This window comes from Amorphus coralli DSM 19760, from assembly GCF_000374525.1.
Classification (GTDB): domain Bacteria; phylum Pseudomonadota; class Alphaproteobacteria; order Rhizobiales; family Amorphaceae; genus Amorphus; species Amorphus coralli.
Genome location: NZ_KB894574.1, coordinates 345,779 through 362,341, shown reverse-complemented (window position 1 = coordinate 362,341; position 16,563 = coordinate 345,779). Strand labels below are relative to the sequence as shown.

The 16,563-nt window shown below is 70.5% G+C and carries 10 protein-coding genes; all 10 read right to left on the bottom strand.

The features are described from left to right. Positions 1–44: 44 nt before the first annotated feature. Entirely contained in the window at positions 45–3,611 is a 3,567-nt protein-coding gene (gene addA / locus C507_RS21505) for a double-strand break repair helicase AddA (protein WP_018700476.1), read from the bottom strand. After that, a complete protein-coding gene (addB, locus tag C507_RS0114705; protein ID WP_051089791.1) occupies positions 3,608–6,718 on the bottom strand; it encodes a double-strand break repair protein AddB in 3,111 nt (1,036 codons plus the stop codon). The genes addA and addB overlap by 4 nt, the downstream gene beginning before the upstream one ends. 154 nt (positions 6,719–6,872) lie before the next feature. Continuing rightward, positions 6,873–7,604, bottom strand: coding sequence for a nucleotidyltransferase family protein (locus C507_RS0114700; protein WP_018700474.1), 732 nt, complete (start codon positions 7,602–7,604; stop codon positions 6,873–6,875). Then, positions 7,601–9,139, bottom strand: a complete 1,539-nt coding sequence (locus tag C507_RS21500) for a bifunctional tRNA (adenosine(37)-N6)-threonylcarbamoyltransferase complex ATPase subunit type 1 TsaE/phosphotransferase (protein ID WP_018700473.1) — start codon at positions 9,137–9,139, stop codon at positions 7,601–7,603. Before C507_RS21500 ends, C507_RS0114700 begins: the two co-directional genes overlap by 4 nt. A gap of 52 nt (positions 9,140–9,191) precedes the next feature. Continuing rightward, positions 9,192–11,573 (bottom strand): sensor histidine kinase, encoded by a 2,382-nt coding sequence (locus tag C507_RS21495; protein WP_018700472.1) that lies wholly within the window; start codon positions 11,571–11,573, stop codon positions 9,192–9,194. 210 nt (positions 11,574–11,783) lie between these two features. After that, on the bottom strand, positions 11,784–13,190 hold the full coding sequence (ahcY, locus tag C507_RS0114685; RefSeq protein WP_018700471.1) for an adenosylhomocysteinase: 1,407 nt from the start codon (positions 13,188–13,190) through the stop codon (positions 11,784–11,786). 227 nt (positions 13,191–13,417) lie between these two features. Further along, a complete protein-coding gene (locus C507_RS0114680; RefSeq protein WP_018700470.1) occupies positions 13,418–13,720 on the bottom strand; it encodes an HPr family phosphocarrier protein in 303 nt (100 codons plus the stop codon). Further along, positions 13,717–14,121, bottom strand: coding sequence for a PTS sugar transporter subunit IIA (locus C507_RS0114675; protein ID WP_018700469.1), 405 nt, complete (start codon positions 14,119–14,121; stop codon positions 13,717–13,719). Before C507_RS0114675 ends, C507_RS0114680 begins: the two co-directional genes overlap by 4 nt. A 166-nt stretch (positions 14,122–14,287) precedes the next feature. Further along, positions 14,288–14,761 (bottom strand): HPr kinase/phosphorylase, encoded by a 474-nt coding sequence (locus C507_RS21490; protein ID WP_018700468.1) that lies wholly within the window; start codon positions 14,759–14,761, stop codon positions 14,288–14,290. 11 nt (positions 14,762–14,772) lie between these two features. Further along, entirely contained in the window at positions 14,773–16,563 is a 1,791-nt protein-coding gene (locus tag C507_RS0114665) for a sensor histidine kinase (protein ID WP_018700467.1), read from the bottom strand.

The window sequence follows — 16,563 nt, the reverse complement described above, 5'->3', positions numbered from 1 at the left end:
GCCCTTCAGGGTTGCCCGCAAGGTAGGGAGCGCCGGAATGAGCGTCAAGCGAACGGCGGGCTCGCGGCCGGTCCTTCGGGAGATTCGTTTTCCGCTCTGCCGGCCCGGTCGAGAGCGGCCAGAACCGCATCCAGCCGGTGTCCCGGAACCGGCATCAGCCGGGCCGTGTCGGTCCACACGAGCGCCGCGCCGATCTCCGCGTCGGGCTCCAGCGGGCGCATGATCTCCCGGTAGAGCGCGAGCTGCGCGATGTAGGCCGGCGGCACGTCGTCCAGGCTGTCGGGAACCGGTCGGTCGCTCTTGTAGTCGACAATGAGCACTTTGCCCGGCGTGCGCACCATGCGGTCGACCCGTCCGGTGACGAGCCGGCGGGCGCCGGCCAGGGTGAGGTGGCCGGCGAGGCCCACCTCGGCGCGGCTGCCCGGGCCGAACACCGCGGCAAACTCCGGGGCCTCGAGAATGGCCAGAACCGAGGCGATCAGGGCGTCGGCGTCGACGGTGTCGGCCCCCGGCTGTGCGGCAACGAGGCGGCGGGCCGCGTCTGCCCGCTGGTCCGGCGCGAGGTCTGGCAGCACCTCCAGGAGCCGATGGGCAATGGTTCCGCGCAGCATCGCCGCGCGCCGGGCCGCCTCCGGCGCGAGGCCGGGTTGGCCGGCCTGCGATCCTGCCGGCGCCGACGACTTGTGGCTGCTGGCATGTGGCAGGGCGCGGGACGGGCTCAGCGACGGCGCCTCGATCACCGGCGGCGGGGCAGGCGTGCGCGCCCAGGCGGGGAGCGGCGGGGCCGCCGGCACCGTTTCGGCCCGGACTTCGGTGACCTGTTCGCCGCGCTCGCGGGTGATGCCGCGCCATTCGCGCGCGACCAGCGTTTTGCCGTCTTCCGCGGTGATGTCGACCAGGGCTCCGGCGAGGCCCGTTTCAATGAGCTTGTACCAGCAGCGCTCGTGGGGTCCACGGGCCGGCGACCAGCCGCAGACGATGAGCTGGTCCATGGCGCGGGTCATGGCGACGTAGAGGAGCCGCGCATACTCCGCCTCCTGCCGGTCGCGGCCCGCCTCGATCACGTCGGTCACCGCCTGCGGGCGATGGTCGCCGTTTGGCGCCCAGACCAGGGGCGCCGCCGCCCCGGCGACGGCCGGCGGCAGCGGCACGATCTTCGGGTCGTGGGCGGCATGAAGCGGCGCGCCGCAGCCGTCCACCAGGAACACGATGCGCGCTTCCAGGCCCTTGGCGCCATGGACCGTCATCACGCGGACCGCATCGGAGGCTGCGTCGCTCTCGCGCTTCAGCTCGGCGGCACTGGCCGTCACCCGCACGAGAAATCCTTCCAGCGTCGGCACGCCGGTGCGCTCGTAGTCGAGGGCCATGTCCAGGAAGGCGTCGAGTACCTCGTCCACTTCCGAGCCCAATCGGCCTCGGAACAGGCGGCGGCCTTCGTCGGCGCCGAGCACCGTGGCGTAGAGGTCGAAGGGTCGGTCGGCGAGCGCGATCCGGCGCCAGCGCGCGAGCCGCTCGGCAATCGAGGCCAGGCGCGGATCGGCCGCCCCGGCGTCACGCAGCGACGCCTCCAGGGTTCCCGGCCGGTCGTGGGCGATCTCGAAGAGTGTCTCCTCGTCCAGCCCGAAGAGCGGGCATTTCAGGACGCAGGCGAGCGACAGGTCGTCGGCCGGCGTCAGCAGCGCGCGGCCCAGCGCAATCAGGTCCTCCACCGCGATGTGCTCGGTGACGGTCAGCCGGTCGGCACCGGCCACCGGCACGCCGGCCGCCTTGAGCGCCCGGTTGACGAGATCGGCGAAGGGCTGGCGCTTGCGCAGCAGGACCAGGATGTCTCCAGCCTTCACCGGTGCCCCGTTCGGGTGCCGCGCGCCGCTGGCCAGCCAGTCGCGGATGGTTTCGGCGATGCGTTCGGCGAGTTGCCAGGGGCCGGACGTGCCCGCCTCGTGATCGATGGGCTGGGTCCAGTCTTCCGGCGCTTCGGCCGCGACCGTTTCCATCAGCGGCCACAGGGTCACCCGTCCCGGTTCGTTGGCGCGGATGGGTTCGTGGACGGTGGCGGTGCCGTCGCTGGCGATGCGCTGCGCCAGGTCTGGATCGGCGAACACGGCGTCCACCGCGCCGAGCACGTCCGGGGTCGAGCGGAAGGACAGCGTCAGCTGGACGGAATGAAACGCTGCCTCGATTCCCGTCGCCAACCCCTCGAAGTGGCCGTGCTGACGGTGGAAGGCATCGGGTGCCGCGCCTTGGAAGCCGTAGATGGACTGCTTCTCGTCGCCCACGGCGAAGACGGTGCGCGGACCTTTCTCGTGCGCGCCCTGTCCCGCGAAGAACTCGCCGGCGAGCGCGTTGACGATTTCCCACTGGCGGGGGCTGGTGTCCTGGGCCTCGTCGACGAGGATGTGGTCGATGCCGCGATCCAGCTTGTAGTGGATCCACTGGGCGGCATCGGAGCGTGCCAGCAGAAGGGCTGTCCGGGCGATCTGGTCGTCGTAGTCGACGAGGCCTTCGCGCGCCTTTTCCACCTCCATGTGGCCCAGGGCCCGGTCGGCCAGGCAGGCGAGCGCTGCCGTCACCGAGACGGCGCGGATGGCGGCGGCCTTGTCGAGGAGCGAGAGAAGGCGCGCCTGCTCGTCGGCGTAGCGGCCGGCGAGGTCGGGCAGCGCGGCCTGGACGGCCTTCGTGCCGGCGCCGGAGGCGGCGCGCGGCGCCCCCGCGGCGGTGAGAAACAGGGCCTGCCAGGCCTCCACCCGGGCGGCCGGCTCGACGGTGACATCGCCGCAGAGCCGCAGTTGCTCGTGCCGCTTGAGGTCGGCGGCACTGCCGCGCGCCAGCGCCTCGGCATAGGCCGACCGGAAGCCGGCATCGAAGCCGGGGGAAGTGAGGATCTCCTGAGTGAGCGCATCCAGCGTGTCGCCGGGCGCTAGCCCGAGCGCGGCCCGCAACTCCGCGATGGCGCCGTCCAGACCGTCGGCATGGGTCAGCCAGGCACGGAAGGCCTCGCGCTCGCGGATCATCGCGCGGATCGCGCCGAGCAGCGTCAGGTCGGCCGACAGCGGCAGGATGGCGGCGATGGCGCGGGCCAGCGGCCCGTCCGGCGCGGCGGCGGCCTCGGCGAGCGTCTTCTCGATGGCGTCGTCGCACAGCTCGGCGCTCGCCGCATCGTCGAGCACCGTGAAACGCGCGGCGAGGTTCGCCTCCAGCGGAAACTGGTGCAGCAGCGCCGCGCAGAAGGCGTGAATGGTCTGGATCTTCAGCCCGCCGGGCGTTTCCAGCGCCTCGGCGAAAAGCCGGCGTGCGTCGGCCCGGTCGTCGGCGGCCGGAGCACGCCCAAGGCGGGGGGAGAGCAGCTTGTCCAGCGTGGCGTCGTCGGCCCGGGTGAAGGCGGCCAGCCGGTCGAACACGCGCTGGCTCATCTGGGCCGCCGCGGCGTTGGTGAAGGTCAGGCACAGGATCCGGCCCGGTGCGACGCCGGAGAGGAGCAGATTCACCACCCGCTCCACCAGCACATGGGTCTTGCCGGAGCCGGCATTGGCGGACACCCAGGCCGAGGCGCCGGGATCGGAAGCCTGGGCCTGGGCGAGCAGCGTCGCCTCGGGGATCGCGCGCACGGTCATTCGCCGCCCTCCACCGAAAGCGCCCATTCCCGGGCACGGGCCAGGTGATCGTAGGCGCCGCCGAAGGTCTTCTCCTGGAAGACGCGGGCGCGCGACAGGTAGCCGGCCTCGGCGTGGCTGTAGCGTTCCAGGAGCCCGCGCAGCTTCTCGTCCACCTCGTCCGTGAGGGCAGCGGCGTCCTTGCCCTCCTTGTTGTCGAGCATGGAGCGCAGCTTCACCGGCTCCCGCGACCCCTTCAGCTCGATATAGGCGAGATCGCCGATCGCCGTGCTGCCAAGATCGCCGAAGCCGCCGCGGGCCAGCATCAGCGCCTCGATGGTAAGCTGCGGCTCCAGGTGGGCGGCGACCTGCTGCGGCGAGGGCGCGCTGCCGGTCTTGTAGTCGATGAGGGTGAGCCGCCCGTCGGCCGTCCGATCGATGCGGTCGGCGCGGCCGGTGATGGTCACCGTGCCGGTGGGTGTCTGCCGCTCCATCCGGCCGTCGATCTCCACCCGGCGCTCCATGATTTCCGGCGCGCGCCGCGCCTCCAGATCCACGAACGCCTCGGCGATGCGGCCGAAGCGCGGCAGCCACAGGGCCGTCACCTCGGCCTCGTCCAGCTCGGCGAATTGCTCCCGGGCCAGCCGGTTGAGCTCGTCGACGGCGGTGCTGTCGAGCGGTCCTCTCCAGCTGCCGATGAACCTGGCGAGCACGTCATGGATGATCGTGCCGCGCTCCGGCGCCTCCAGCGACGGGGCGATGGGATCGAGCGGATCGAGCCCCAGCACCCGCCGGGCGTAGACGGCGTAGGGGTCGCGGATGAGTGTGCCGATCTCGGTGATGCGCAGGTGGCGCGGTCGCGCGTCGAGGGGGGGCTTCGGGTTCGGCCGCTCAGTGGGGGCAGCCGGCCCATCGGGCGTGTCGATGGCCGAAGCCCAGGCGGCATAGGTCTGGCCGCGTGACGCGACGGCCGCGGAGGCCTCCGGTCCGGCCACGGCCAGAAGCCGCTGCAGCCAGCGGGATGCCACCGTGGGCGTGCCGGAAACCCGCTTCGCCCGGCTTATCACCACGTCGCGGGCGCCCAGCGCCTGGGCCACGTCATGGGCGGCCAGGCCGATGCGCCGCTCCGGCGGTTCCAGCCCGAACGCACCGAGCATGGGACGCGACATCCACGGGCCGATGTCCACGGCGGCTGGCCAGGCGCCCTCGTTGAGGCCGGCGATCACCAGCCGGTCGACGCTCTGCAGACGCGCTTCGAGAGGCCCCCAGATGAACAGCCGGTCGTCGGTGGGGACGGGGCCGCGCACGGCGGCATCGCCGGCCAGCGCCTCGAACAGCGATGGCCAGTCGGCCGGCAGCACCGCGAAGTCCACGTCCTCCGTTGCGGAGATGCCCTCCAGCGCGGCGAGAAGCGTGGCGCCGTCATCGCGGCGGATGAGGGTGTCCGGGTGGTCCGGATCGGTGGCGAGCGCCTCGATCACCGCCCGGTGCGCGGCCGCGAGCCGGCTGAGCGGCACCGGCGCGCCCTCGGCCGCCAGCGCTTCCATCGGGGCGAGCGCCGCGATGAGCGCGTCGACCAGCGTGGAGGCGTCGGCGAGGGCCGACAGGCCGGGATCGGCGGCGCGGGTTTCGTCGATGCGGGCGTCCAGCGCGGCCTTCAGGCCGGCGCTGCCGGGGCGGACCCGGTGGCCGCGCAGAACGTACCGTTCCAGCCCGTCGACCGCCCGGATGTAGTCGCCATACGGGATATTGAGCCGGCAAAATGGGTGCTTCAGAAGAGCGATGAGCGTATGGGCGTCGCCATCGGTGCCCACCGAGGCCGCAAGCCGGGCGAAGACACCGGCCGACGTCATGCCGAGCGGCCGACCGGCGGAATCGTCCACCGCGATTTCCCACCGCTTCATTTCGGTCGCGACCCGCCGGGCGATGGACCGATCCGGGGTCACCAGGGCGGCGGTGGCGCCCGGCGTCTCCAGCGTCTCGCGCAGCGCCAGCGCGATGGCCAGCGCTTCCTCGCGCGCCGTTTCCGCTTCGATCAGGGCGAGCCCCTCGGATGCGGTTTCGGCGGCGCTGGCGTCGAAGGCGGACGCCCATGCGTCGGTGGTCGATGCCGGCCGGAAGGCGGCGGACACGATGCCGGCCCGGGCGGTCGCGACCGTATCGGGGGCCGCGCCGAGCGAGGCGACCTCGTCGCGGGTGATGCCAATGCGCTTCAGGAGCTGCTTCAGTCCGAACTGCGGGTGACTGAAGGACGGGGCCTTCGCATCGTCGATGGCGTCCCAGGCGTCCGCGTCGAGCGCCCGGTCGAGACCGGGCAACACCACGGCACCGGTCGGCATGCGGGAAATCGCCGCGATCAGCCGCGCTGTTGCGGGGATCGAGCCGGTCGATCCGGCAACGATCACCGGCCCTCTGGGCGGGGCGGCAACCAGGCGCTGGGTCTCCGCGTCGACCAGCAGCCGGCGGCGGCGGGCCGGTTCCATGGCGCCGCGCTCCTCTAGGAAGGCCGGCCAGAGCTCCACCGCGATGCCGAGGAAGGTTGTGGTCAGCTGCCAGTACTGCGCCAGCTCTTCCGGCACGAGGCTTCCCAGCGCGCCCCAGTCGGCTTCCAGCGTCTCCACCTGGTCCATCAGGCCGAGAAGCTCGTTCGCCAGCCGGGCCGCATCGGCCGGCGAGGTGGGCACGGCAACGGTGTCGCCCGGCAGCAGGTCCAGCGTGTCGGTGGAGAGCCGCTCCGCCCAGCGCTGCACCAGCCCGGCCATGGCCACCCGGCGGGTCAGGTCCGGCAGCGGCGGGGCCAGCAGGCTGGTGTCGCCCTGCTCCTCCTCCAGGACCAGCAGGTCCTCGGAGACGGTGCCGATGGCGCGGATGTCGGGCAGGACCGCGCTCGGCCCGGGGGACGCGGCAAGAAAGGCAGCCTCCAGCGCGCGCACCGCGCGGCGGGTCGGCAGGTAGATGATGGCGTCGGCCAGCGCCAGCGGATCGTCGGGCACCCGGCCGCCCGGCCACAGGGTTCCGTCGGCAAGCGCGGCGACCAGGGTCGGCAGGAAGGGAACGGAGGGGGGAATGGAGAAGACGCGCGGAACCGCGTGGCCGTGACCTGGCTGGCTAGGGTCGCTGGTTGCCATGTCCTGCATCAGAAGGCCCGGTGAAGGGTTGGTCGGTCCGAACCCTCCCTGGCCACCGCCGGGGACGATTCGCTCCTTCCCATCGTGGGCCAGGAGCCACACCCGGCCAAGGCGTCTTCTTCGGCCCGGTCCGGCGGGGCGGTGCAGCGTCCTGTCAGGCGGCGCTTTCCGCGATCGCCGCCTCGGCGTCCTTGATGGCGCGGGGCGTGCCAACGTGCAGCCACAGCCCGTCCATCCTCAGCCCGAACATGCGCCCCTCGGCGATGGCCCGATCGAACAGCAGGTTCAGCGAGAACTTGCCTTCCGGTCCGTCGGAGAACATGGCCGGAGACAGAATGCCGGCGCCGGCATAGGCAAACGGCGCCACCTGGCGTTCGCCGCGCCGTTCGATGCGGCCGTCGGTCGACAGCACGAAATCACCGGCCCCGTCGTAGCCGACACTGGTGACGGTGGGCGCCAGCATCAGAAGACCGTCCATGATCTCCGGGTCCCAGACGTCGGCGAGGCGCACCAGGTTCGGCGTCGCGCCCTCCAGCCAGAAGGTGTCGGCGTTCAGCAGGAAGAACGGCTCGCCCTTGAAGTGGGGCAGCGCATTGGCGATGCCGCCGCCGGTGTCGAGTAGCCGACCGCGCTCGTTGGACACGGTGATCTTCGGCGCCCGGCACTTGGTCAGGTGGAATTCCATGAGGTCCGCCAGGTAGTGCACGTTGACCACGGCCTCCTCGACACCGGCCGCCTGCAGCCGGTCGAGCCCGTAGTCGATGAGCGCGCGGCCGGCGACCTCCACCAGCGGCTTCGGCGTGGTGGCCGTGACGGGGCGCATGCGCTTGCCGATGCCGGCGGCGAGCACCATGGCGCGGGTGGGGCGGGTCGAGGTCTGGGTCATGGGTCCGAGGCTTGCGTGGAGGGGGCCGGTCTGTCGAGGGCGGAAAGCGCCGGCTCGTAGAAGCCCCTGAGTTCGGCGAAAATGGGATCGGCGAGCGATCGCCGCATGTAATCGGCGATACGCGGCAGGTGCGCGAGATAGGCGGGTTTCTTGTCGCGCGCATTAAGGCGGGCGAAAATTCCCAGGATCTTTGTCGCCCGCTGCGCCGCGACCACGGTGTAGGCGCGGCGGAATCCGGCGTCGTCGAAGGCGCCGGCGGCGTGGCGGGCGCTGGCATAGCGGTCCAGAAGCCGCGCCTCGATGCCTGCGTCCACGGTCACGCGCGCGTCCTGCAGCAGCGACGCCACGTCGTAGGCGGTCGGACCGATGAGCGCGTCCTGGTAGTCCAGCAGACCGACGGTTGCGAGGCCGCCGCGCTCCGGCAGCCACATCAGGTTCGGCGAATGGAAATCGCGCAGCAGCCAGTTCGTCTCGGCCTCGTCGACGAAGGGCCACAGCGCATCCCACGCCTCGGAAAACTCGGCCTGGGTCGCAGCGTCCATGGGCGCGCCGGTAACGTGGCGCAGAAACCATTCCGGGTAGAGCGACAGCTCGATGCCGAAAACGCCGGCGTCGAAGCGCGGCACGGCGTGGCTGCCGCCGCCGGGCAGCGGCGCGGTCTTCGGCATCGATCTGGAATGGAGATCGGCGAGAAGGTCGACGGCCAGCGCGTAACGATCCTCCAGAACCCGGCCGTCCTTCAGGATGGGGTCCGTGCCGAGATCTTCCAGCAGCAGCAGGCCGGCGTCCATGTCGTGGGCGAGCACGGCCGGCGCCGAATAGCCGCGGGCACGCAGGCCGTCGCCGATGGCAACGAAGGGGTGCACGCTCTCGGCCAGATGGGCGCGCTTGGAATAGGGCAGGCCGCCGGCGATCGGCGGGCCGTCGGGCCGGGATGGCGCGTTCATCAGGACCGCGCGGCCGCTAGCATCGGCGATCCGCTCGTAGGTGCGCGATGACGCGTCGCCCTGCAGGTGGCGGCGAGCCGCGCCGGCGCGGCCGGCCCCCTCAAGGAAGCTGCGAACGGCGAGCGTGCGGTGCAGACGGTCGGCCAGGTCCGGGTCGGGGGCGAGCCGGACGGTGCGGGCATCGGGATCCGGGCCGGGTTCGATCGCGATGGCAAGCGAGGCGGGCGGCAGCGCGCCCTCGCCCTGCTCGGGCCATTCCAGAAGAACGGCGCCCTGGGTCAGAAGCTCTTCGATGCCGAGTTCCGCCGCCTCGTCGGGATCGCCGAGCCGGTAGAGATCGATGTGGGCGATGGCGAACCGCGGCAGCGCATAGGGCTGCATCAGCGTGTAGGTCGGGCTCGGGACTTCCAGTTCGGGATCGTCGGCCAGCGCGCGCAGAAGCGCCCGCGCGAAGCTGGTCTTGCCGGCGCCAAGCGGTCCGGACAGCGTCACGAGGTCGCCGGCTCCCAGGATCGCGGCGATGTCCTCTGCCAGCCGGCCGGTGGCGGCTTCGTCCTCGATGGCAATGTCGATCGGGTCGCAGGTCATGAGCGGGTGTGGGAGCGGGGCCGGACGCGGGCGGCGCGCAATGGAGGAGCGATCACTGACGGAGGGGAAGGCGCACGGTCACGGTGGTGCCGGCGCCGGGCTCGGAAGCGATGTCCACCGAGCCACCGTGAAGTTCGACGAAGCTCCGCACGATGGCAAGCCCCAATCCCGCGCCGCGGCGCCGCCCGCCGGACGGATCGGAGACGAAGCGGTCGAACACCGCGTCGATCTTCTCCTCCGGGATGCCCCGGCCGTGATCGGAGACCGACAGCACCATTTCGCCGCCCTCCCGCGCACCGCGAATCTCCACCGTGTCGTCCTCCGGCGAGAAGGTGATGGCGTTGGCGAGCAGGTTGTAGATCACCTGACGCACGCGCTTCTCGTCGGCCTGGAAGATGCCGATGTCGGTCGATATGTCGCTGGCGACGGTGAGGCGTGCTTCCTTGATCCGGTCCTGCAGGCCCTCTGTCGCCGCCGTCACGACCGCCGCCAGGTCCACGTCGGAGAGCTCCAGCTCCATGATGCCGGCGTCGATGGTGGTGAGGTCGAGAATGTCGTTGATGATGGCCAGCAGCGCCTCGGAGGAGGAGTGGATGTAGCTGGCGTATTCGCGCTGCTTTTCGTTCAGCGGGCCGATGCCGCTGCCGGTGAGGAGCTGGGTGAAGCCGATGATCGTGGTCAGCGGCGAGCGCAGCTCGTAGGAGACGTGGCCGATGAAGGCGGTCTTGAGCTGGTCGGCCTGCTCCAGGGCCTGGTTGCGCTCCTTCAGCGCGCGCTCGACCTGCACGGTGTCGGTCACGTCGACGAAGGTGGCGAGCGTCGCGCCGTCGGGCAGCGGAACGGTGGCGTAATCCACGACGCTTCCGTCCTCGCGCTCCAGCCGGTCGGCCACCGGTTCGCGGCGGTCGTCGAGGCTGGTCACGGCGCCGGCGATCTTCACCCAGGCGGTCCGATCGGCGGGGCTGCGGGCGCTGGCATTGCTGATGCGGGTGATGTGGGTCTGGTCGGCGAGCGCATCGGCCGGCACCTGCCACAACTCGGAGAAGACCGGGTTGCACAGGCGTAGACGACCGTCGGGCCCGAACACCGCGACACCTTCCGCCAAGTGGTCCAGCGTTTCGCTCTGCACCCGGATCAGGGCGTTGTAGCGGCTTTCCAGGTCGAGCCGCTCGGTGACGTTTTCGTAGATGTAGGTGACGCCGCCGTGCGGATGCGGGTTGGCGATGACGCGCAGTGTCTGGCCATCGGGCAGATGCCACCACTCCTCGAAGCTCTCCACCGACTGGTAGCCGCGGGTGACGAGGCGTGCCCAGGCGTCGAAGTCGGCCTGCTCGGGCAGCTTGCGCGCTGCGCGCAGCACCTTGAGAAGGGCCGCGTCCTCCGGGTGGGTGTCGAGATAGGTGGCGTCCAGGTCCCAGAGCGCGCGATAGGCGGGGTTGTAGAATTGCAGCCGCCGGTCGGGTCCGAAGACGGCTACCGGAGTGGCGAGTTCGTCGAGGGTGCGGGCGTGGAAGTCGACGGTGCGGCGCAGGACGGCATGGGCCTGTTCCAGCGCGGTCACGTCGATGCCGACGCCGACACGGCCGTTGGCAGTGGTCAGTTCGACCACGTCGAGCGTGCGGTTTTCGCCGCGGATCACCGTCGAGACACGCACGTCGGAGCGGCCGTCGCCGGTGCGACGCGCCGCCAGGGTTTCGCGGCCGGCGGTATCCAGAAGTTCGTCGTTCGCGGCCACCGCGTCCGCCGCGTCGGCCCGCTCCACGGCATTGGCGTAGGCCGCGTTGACCCAGTGGAGGCGGCCGTCCCGGTCGCGCATCCACACGGGGTAGGGCAGCCGTTCCAGGAAGTCGCGAAGCGCGTCGCTCTGCGGCGCGCGGGGCCCGGCGGTAATGGGGGCGATCGTCAGCGTGGCGCTGTCGCCGGCAATGCGGCCCCGGACCATGACGGTGGGGCCGGCATCGGTCGCCAGTTCCATCTCGAATGGGGTGCCGTCCGCGCGCAGGGAGGCCAGCGCTTCGGACAGGCGCGCAGCGTCCTCTCCAACCAGCCAGCGTGATGCGTCGAGCAGGTCGTCGGGGGTGGCCGGTACGCCTTCCATGGCGGTGGCGCCGAAGACGGCGGGACGACCGTCGTCCGAGGGCAGGACGAGGGTGCGCCGACCGGCGGCATCGAGAACGGTTTCGGCGCGCTCCGCCCGCAAACCGTTCTCCTCGACCTGGGCGCGCAGGGCGGCCTGCCGGCGGTGGATCGACCAGGCCAGCGCGCCGAACCCGATCGTCGCCAGGAGACCCGCCACCGTGGTGGCGCCCAGCACCAGCGGAACCAGGCTCGGCCCGGTCTCGTAGGGGGTCGCCACGGCCGGTCCCGCTCCGGCGGCGAACCAGAGGGCGGCAACGGACGGTGCGGCGAAGGGCCTGGGCGGTCGAGCGGTCATGGCGGTCGCGAAGCCGGCTCGGGATTTCGGGTCGGTCGGTCGAATCGGGTGGCGCAGTCGGCGAACCCTAATTCATCGTGGCGGCGGATGGGACCGGTTCTCGTCGCGGCGACCGGCGGCGCACGAGAAAGCGCCGGCCCGCGGGGGACCGGCGCTTCGATGTCGGCGTGGGAGCGGCCCGGCTGGCTGCCGGCGCCCCGTCACCCCATTCTAGTAGCGATAGAGGTCCGACTTGAACGGGCCGTTGACCGGAACGCCGATATAGTCGGCCTGCTCGTCGGAGAGCTTGGTCAGCTGGGCCGAGAGCTTGCGCAGGTGCAACTCGGCGACCTTCTCGTCCAGGTGCTTCGGCAGCACGTAGACCTTCTTCTCGTACTGGTCGCCCTTGGTCCAGAGCTCGATCTGAGCCAGCGTCTGGTTGGAGAAGGACGCCGACATCACAAAGCTCGGGTGGCCGGTGGCGTTGCCGAGGTTCACGAGGCGGCCCTCGGAGAGCAGGATCATCCGCTTGCCGTCCGGATACTCGATCAGGTCGACCTGCGGCTTGACGTTCTTCCACTTGAAGTTCTTCAGGCCGTCGACCTGAATCTCGTTGTCGAAGTGGCCGATGTTGCAGACGATCGCCATGTCCTTCAGGGCGCGCATGTGATCGACGGTCAGCACGTCCTTGTTGCCGGTCGCGGTGACGACGATGTCGGCGCGCGGGGCGGCCTCTTCCATGGTCACGACCTCGTAGCCGTCCATGGCGGCCTGCAGGGCGCAGATCGGATCGATCTCGGTGACCAGCACGCGGGCGCCGGAGCCGGAGAGCGACTGGGCGGAGCCCTTGCCGACGTCGCCGTAACCGCAGACGACGGCCACCTTGCCGGCCATCATCACGTCGGTACCGCGGCGGATGGCGTCCACCAGCGATTCACGGCAGCCGTACTTGTTGTCGAATTTCGACTTGGTGACGGAGTCGTTGACGTTAATGGCCGGGAACGGCAGTTCGCCGCGCTTCTCCATCTGGTAGAGACGCATCACGCCCGTGGTCGTCTCCTCGGAGACGCCGCGGATGGCGTCGCGGCAGCGCGAGTAGAAGGTCGGGTCCTTCTCGAGGCGACGCTTGATCGTCGCGCACAGGAACTTCTCTTCCTCGTTCTTCGGATTGTCGAGAACCGAGGGATCCTTCTCGGCCTTGGCGCCGAGCATGACGAGCATGGTGGCGTCGCCGCCGTCGTCGAGGATCATGTTGCAGGTCTCGCCGTCACCCCAGTCGAGGATCCGGTCGGCGTAGTCCCAGTACTCTTCCAGCGTCTCGCCCTTGATGGCGAAGACCGGCGTGCCCGTCGCGGCGATGGCGGCGGCGGCCTGGTCCTGGGTCGAGAAGATGTTGCACGACGCCCAGCGGACCTCGGCGCCGAGGGCGACCAGGGTCTCGATCAGGACGGCGGTCTGGATCGTCATGTGCAGCGAACCGGCGATGCGGGCGCCTTTCAGCGGCTTCGAGGCGGCATATTCCTCGCGCACGGCCATCAGGCCCGGCATCTCGGTCTCGGCGATGTCGATTTCGGTGCGGCCCCAGTCGGCGAGGCCGATGTCCTTCACGATAAAATCGGTGGCGGGCTTGTCGAGCATGGTGGTCGCTCCTTGTTGGCGTTCTCGGATTGAGAGGGCGCGCGCGGGTTCACGCGGTGCGCCACGTGGAATGGGGTATAGCGGTCCCGGCGCCCGGGTTCAATAACGATATAAAGATTTCTTTATATATGTTCGGCCAGCGGTGGGCCCCCGGCTGAACGACGCGCGCACGCGCGGACCGCAATCCGCGGCCCGACCAGTGGACACCAATCATGCGATGAGCGGGGTCAGGCGGCCCCGGGCCCGTCCTCGCCGAACCCGTTCTCGACCAGAGCGGTTACCGCTGCGATCGCGGCGTCCGCCTCCGGGCCGCGCGCCGATACGACGATCTGGGTGCCCTTGCCCGCGCCCAGCATCAGCAGGCCCATGATGGAGGTTCCGCCGACGCTCTGACCATCGCGCTCGACGGTAATCTCGGCATCGAAGGTCTCGATGGTCTTGACGAATTTGGCGGAAGCCCGGGCGTGCAGGCCGCGCCGGTTGACGATGGTCAGGGTGACGGTAAGGGGCTCGGCCCCGGCATCGCTCATCGGCTACCCGACAGCACCTGGCTCGCCACGCTGATATATTTCTGGCCGGCGGTCTTGGCGTCGTCGACGGCCTTCACCAGGGGCGTGTCGGCGCGCACGCTGGCCAGCTTCACCAGCATCGGCAGGTTGACGCCTGCGATCACCTCGATCTCGCCGGCTCGCATCACCGATATGGCGAGGTTGGAAGGCGTCCCGCCGAACATGTCGGTGAGCACCACCACACCGTCGCCCTGGTCGACGGCGGCGATCGCCTCGACGATGTCGGTGCGGCGTTTCTCCATGTCGTCGTCCGGCCCGATGCAGATCGTGGCGATGTGTTCCTGGGCACCGACGACGTGCTCCAGCGCCGATTTGAGCTCTTCGGCGAGCCGTCCATGGGTGACGAGAACGAGACCGATCATAGGACCTCGCAGGTGCGGTCGTGGGAGGGGGCCGGCGCATGGCGGGCGGGGGCGGGCGCGGGGCGGCCGCCGGTCGAGGCAGGTCGGAAGGAGCGATCCGTCACGAAGCGAGAACCCTGGGGTCGACGAAGGGTGCCGGCAAAAATCGGCCACCCGGCAAAGCAGTTCAAGGGAAATCGACGATCACGGTCCCGGCATCCTCATCGGCGAGGCGCGCCAGGGCCGCGCGAACCGAAGCGAGAGCCGGCCAGTCGTGGCCGCTCACCGCCTGCAGCGGCAGTCGAATTCCCTCGATCTCGGTGATACGGGCAGCGTCATCCGGCAGACGGTCGACCTCGCCCTGCGGCACCATGTCCACCACCAGCCGCACCACGGCCGCCGGTTCGTGATCCACGCGCTCGATGCCGCGGCCGCGAATTTCCATCAGCCCGGCGATGGTGTCCGGGACCCGCGCCACGAGCCGGCCGTTGATCGCCGCAAGCGACACGCGATCGTCTGCCACCAGGCAGGCGAAGCCGCCCCGGGCCTGTGCGGCATCGATGAGTGCGCCGGCCAGCGCCGTCTTGCCGGAGCCCGAGGCGCCCCGGATCAGGACGCCATGCCGTCCGATCAGCAGGCAGGTGGCATGAACGGTTTCCATCTCCCGTGTGCTCACACGGTCAGGGCCGGCAGCCGCACGATGAAGCGGGCGCCGGCGACATGGATCTGGCCGTCGTCGGAGACCGTGCGGTTTTCCGCCGAGACGCTGCCGCGATGGGCTTCGACGATCTGCTGGGTGATCGACAGGCCGAGGCCGGAATTGTCGCCGAACCCCTGCACCTCCGGGCGATCCGTATAAAAGCGCTCGAAGATCCGCTCCACCTTCTCCGCGGTGATGCCTGGTCCCTGGTCGTCCACGATCACCTCAACCTCGCCTTCGCGCCGATGCGCGCTGACGGTGATGGTGCTGCCGGGCGGGGAGAAGGAGCGCGCATTGTCGAGCAGGTTGGTGAAGACCTGGCTGAGGCGGCTGTCGTGGCCGTTGACGAGATAGGCGTCGCGGCCGCCGCGGGCGGCCTTGGTGTCGACCTTGAGGGCGATCTTGATGCCGTCGGGGCGCGCCAGCTCGCGCTGTAGCTCCACCACCGCCTCCAGCAGCGCCGCGAGATCCACCGGCTCTGCGTCGCGGCGTGCCAGTTCGGCGTCGAGACGCGAGGCGTCGGAAATGTCGGAGATCAGCCGGTCGAGCCGGCGCACGTCGTGCTGGATGATGCCGAGAAGCCGGTCGCGGGACTCCTCCGTCTTGGCGCGCGGTAGCGTCTCCACCGCGCTGCGCAGCGAGGTGAGCGGGTTCTTGAGCTCGTGCGCCACGTCGGCGGCGAACGTCTCGATGGCGTCGATCCGGTTGTAGAGCGCGTCGGTCATTTCCTTCAGCGCCCGGCCGAGATGGCCGATCTCGTCGGTGCGCTCGGAGAAGGAGGGGATCGCCTGGCGTCCGCGCACGCCGCGCCGCACCCGTTCCGCGCCGGCCGCAAGCCGCCGGATCGGGCCGGCGATTGTGCCGGCCATCAGGATCGACAGAACCGCCATGACACCGGCGGACACCAGGAACACCCGCACGATCGCGAGCCGCTCGGCGCGCAGGATGGAATCGATGTCGCCGCCCTGGGTGGAGAGAAGCAGCGCGCCCAGAACGGCGCGGAAGCGCTGGATTGGCACCGCCACGGAGACGATCAGCTCGCCCTTCTCGTTGACGCGGACCACGCTGGCCGGCGCGCCGGATACGGCGCGCTCAACCTCGGGATATTCCCGGCCGTTGGAGCCGCCGATCTCCCGGTAAAGGGGTAGGTCGCCGTGCAATGTCCAGGCCTTCAACCTCTCCCAGATCTTTTCCAGCGGGCCGGGCTCGCTCTCCTGCGGCGGCGGCAGGTCGAAGCGGAGGATCTGGCCGCGCGAATAAAGGTGGCGGGAGTCCAGCAGCAGCAGCCCGTCGCGGTCGTAGATCCGCGCCCGGGTCTTGGTGGGCGAGATCAGCCGCCGGAGGATCGGCGCGACGCGTTCGGGATTGATGGGAAAGTCGAGCGCGTGCACCCCCTGGTCGATGGGCGAGACGCTCTCGCCGGCCTGCAGCTCCAGCAGCCGTTCCGGATCGACGGAGATCGTGTCGGTGTCGACGGTGGCGGAGGCGGCGATGGCCGCGGCGATGATCTCGCCCTGGATCAGCAGGCTCTCCACCCGCGCGTCGATCAGGCCGGCGCGGAACTGGTTCAGGTAGAGCGTGCCGGAGACGAGGGCGACGAGGCCGACCAGGTTCAGCACCAGGATCCGCCGGGTCACGCTGGAGAAGACCGTGGCCGACAGCGATCCGCCGACGCTGCGCGCGATCCGGCCGATGGCCCGCAGCCGTGGCCGGCGGCGTGGCGCTCTGCGCTCGCTCTCCTGTGTGTCGGTATCGACAGCCAT

Bases quoted from the DNA above. Each gene is read 5' to 3' on its own strand.
- C507_RS21490 (WP_018700468.1), bottom strand. From the start codon at position 14,761: ATGGAAACCGTTCATGCCACCTGCCTGCTGATCGGACGGCATGGCGTC.
- C507_RS0114680 (WP_018700470.1), bottom strand. From the start codon at position 13,720: ATGAGCGATGCCGGGGCCGAGCCCCTTACCGTCACCCTGACCATCGTC.
- C507_RS21500 (WP_018700473.1), bottom strand. From the start codon at position 9,139: ATGACCTGCGACCCGATCGACATTGCCATCGAGGACGAAGCCGCCACC.
- C507_RS0114700 (WP_018700474.1), bottom strand. From the start codon at position 7,604: ATGACCCAGACCTCGACCCGCCCCACCCGCGCCATGGTGCTCGCCGCC.
- ahcY (WP_018700471.1), bottom strand. From the start codon at position 13,190: ATGCTCGACAAGCCCGCCACCGATTTTATCGTGAAGGACATCGGCCTC.
- C507_RS0114665 (WP_018700467.1), bottom strand. From the start codon at position 16,563: ATGGCTGTCGATACCGACACACAGGAGAGCGAGCGCAGAGCGCCACGC.
- C507_RS0114675 (WP_018700469.1), bottom strand. From the start codon at position 14,121: ATGATCGGTCTCGTTCTCGTCACCCATGGACGGCTCGCCGAAGAGCTC.
- addB (WP_051089791.1), bottom strand. From the start codon at position 6,718: ATGGCAACCAGCGACCCTAGCCAGCCAGGTCACGGCCACGCGGTTCCG.
- C507_RS21495 (WP_018700472.1), bottom strand. From the start codon at position 11,573: ATGACCGCTCGACCGCCCAGGCCCTTCGCCGCACCGTCCGTTGCCGCC.
- addA (WP_018700476.1), bottom strand. From the start codon at position 3,611: ATGACCGTGCGCGCGATCCCCGAGGCGACGCTGCTCGCCCAGGCCCAG.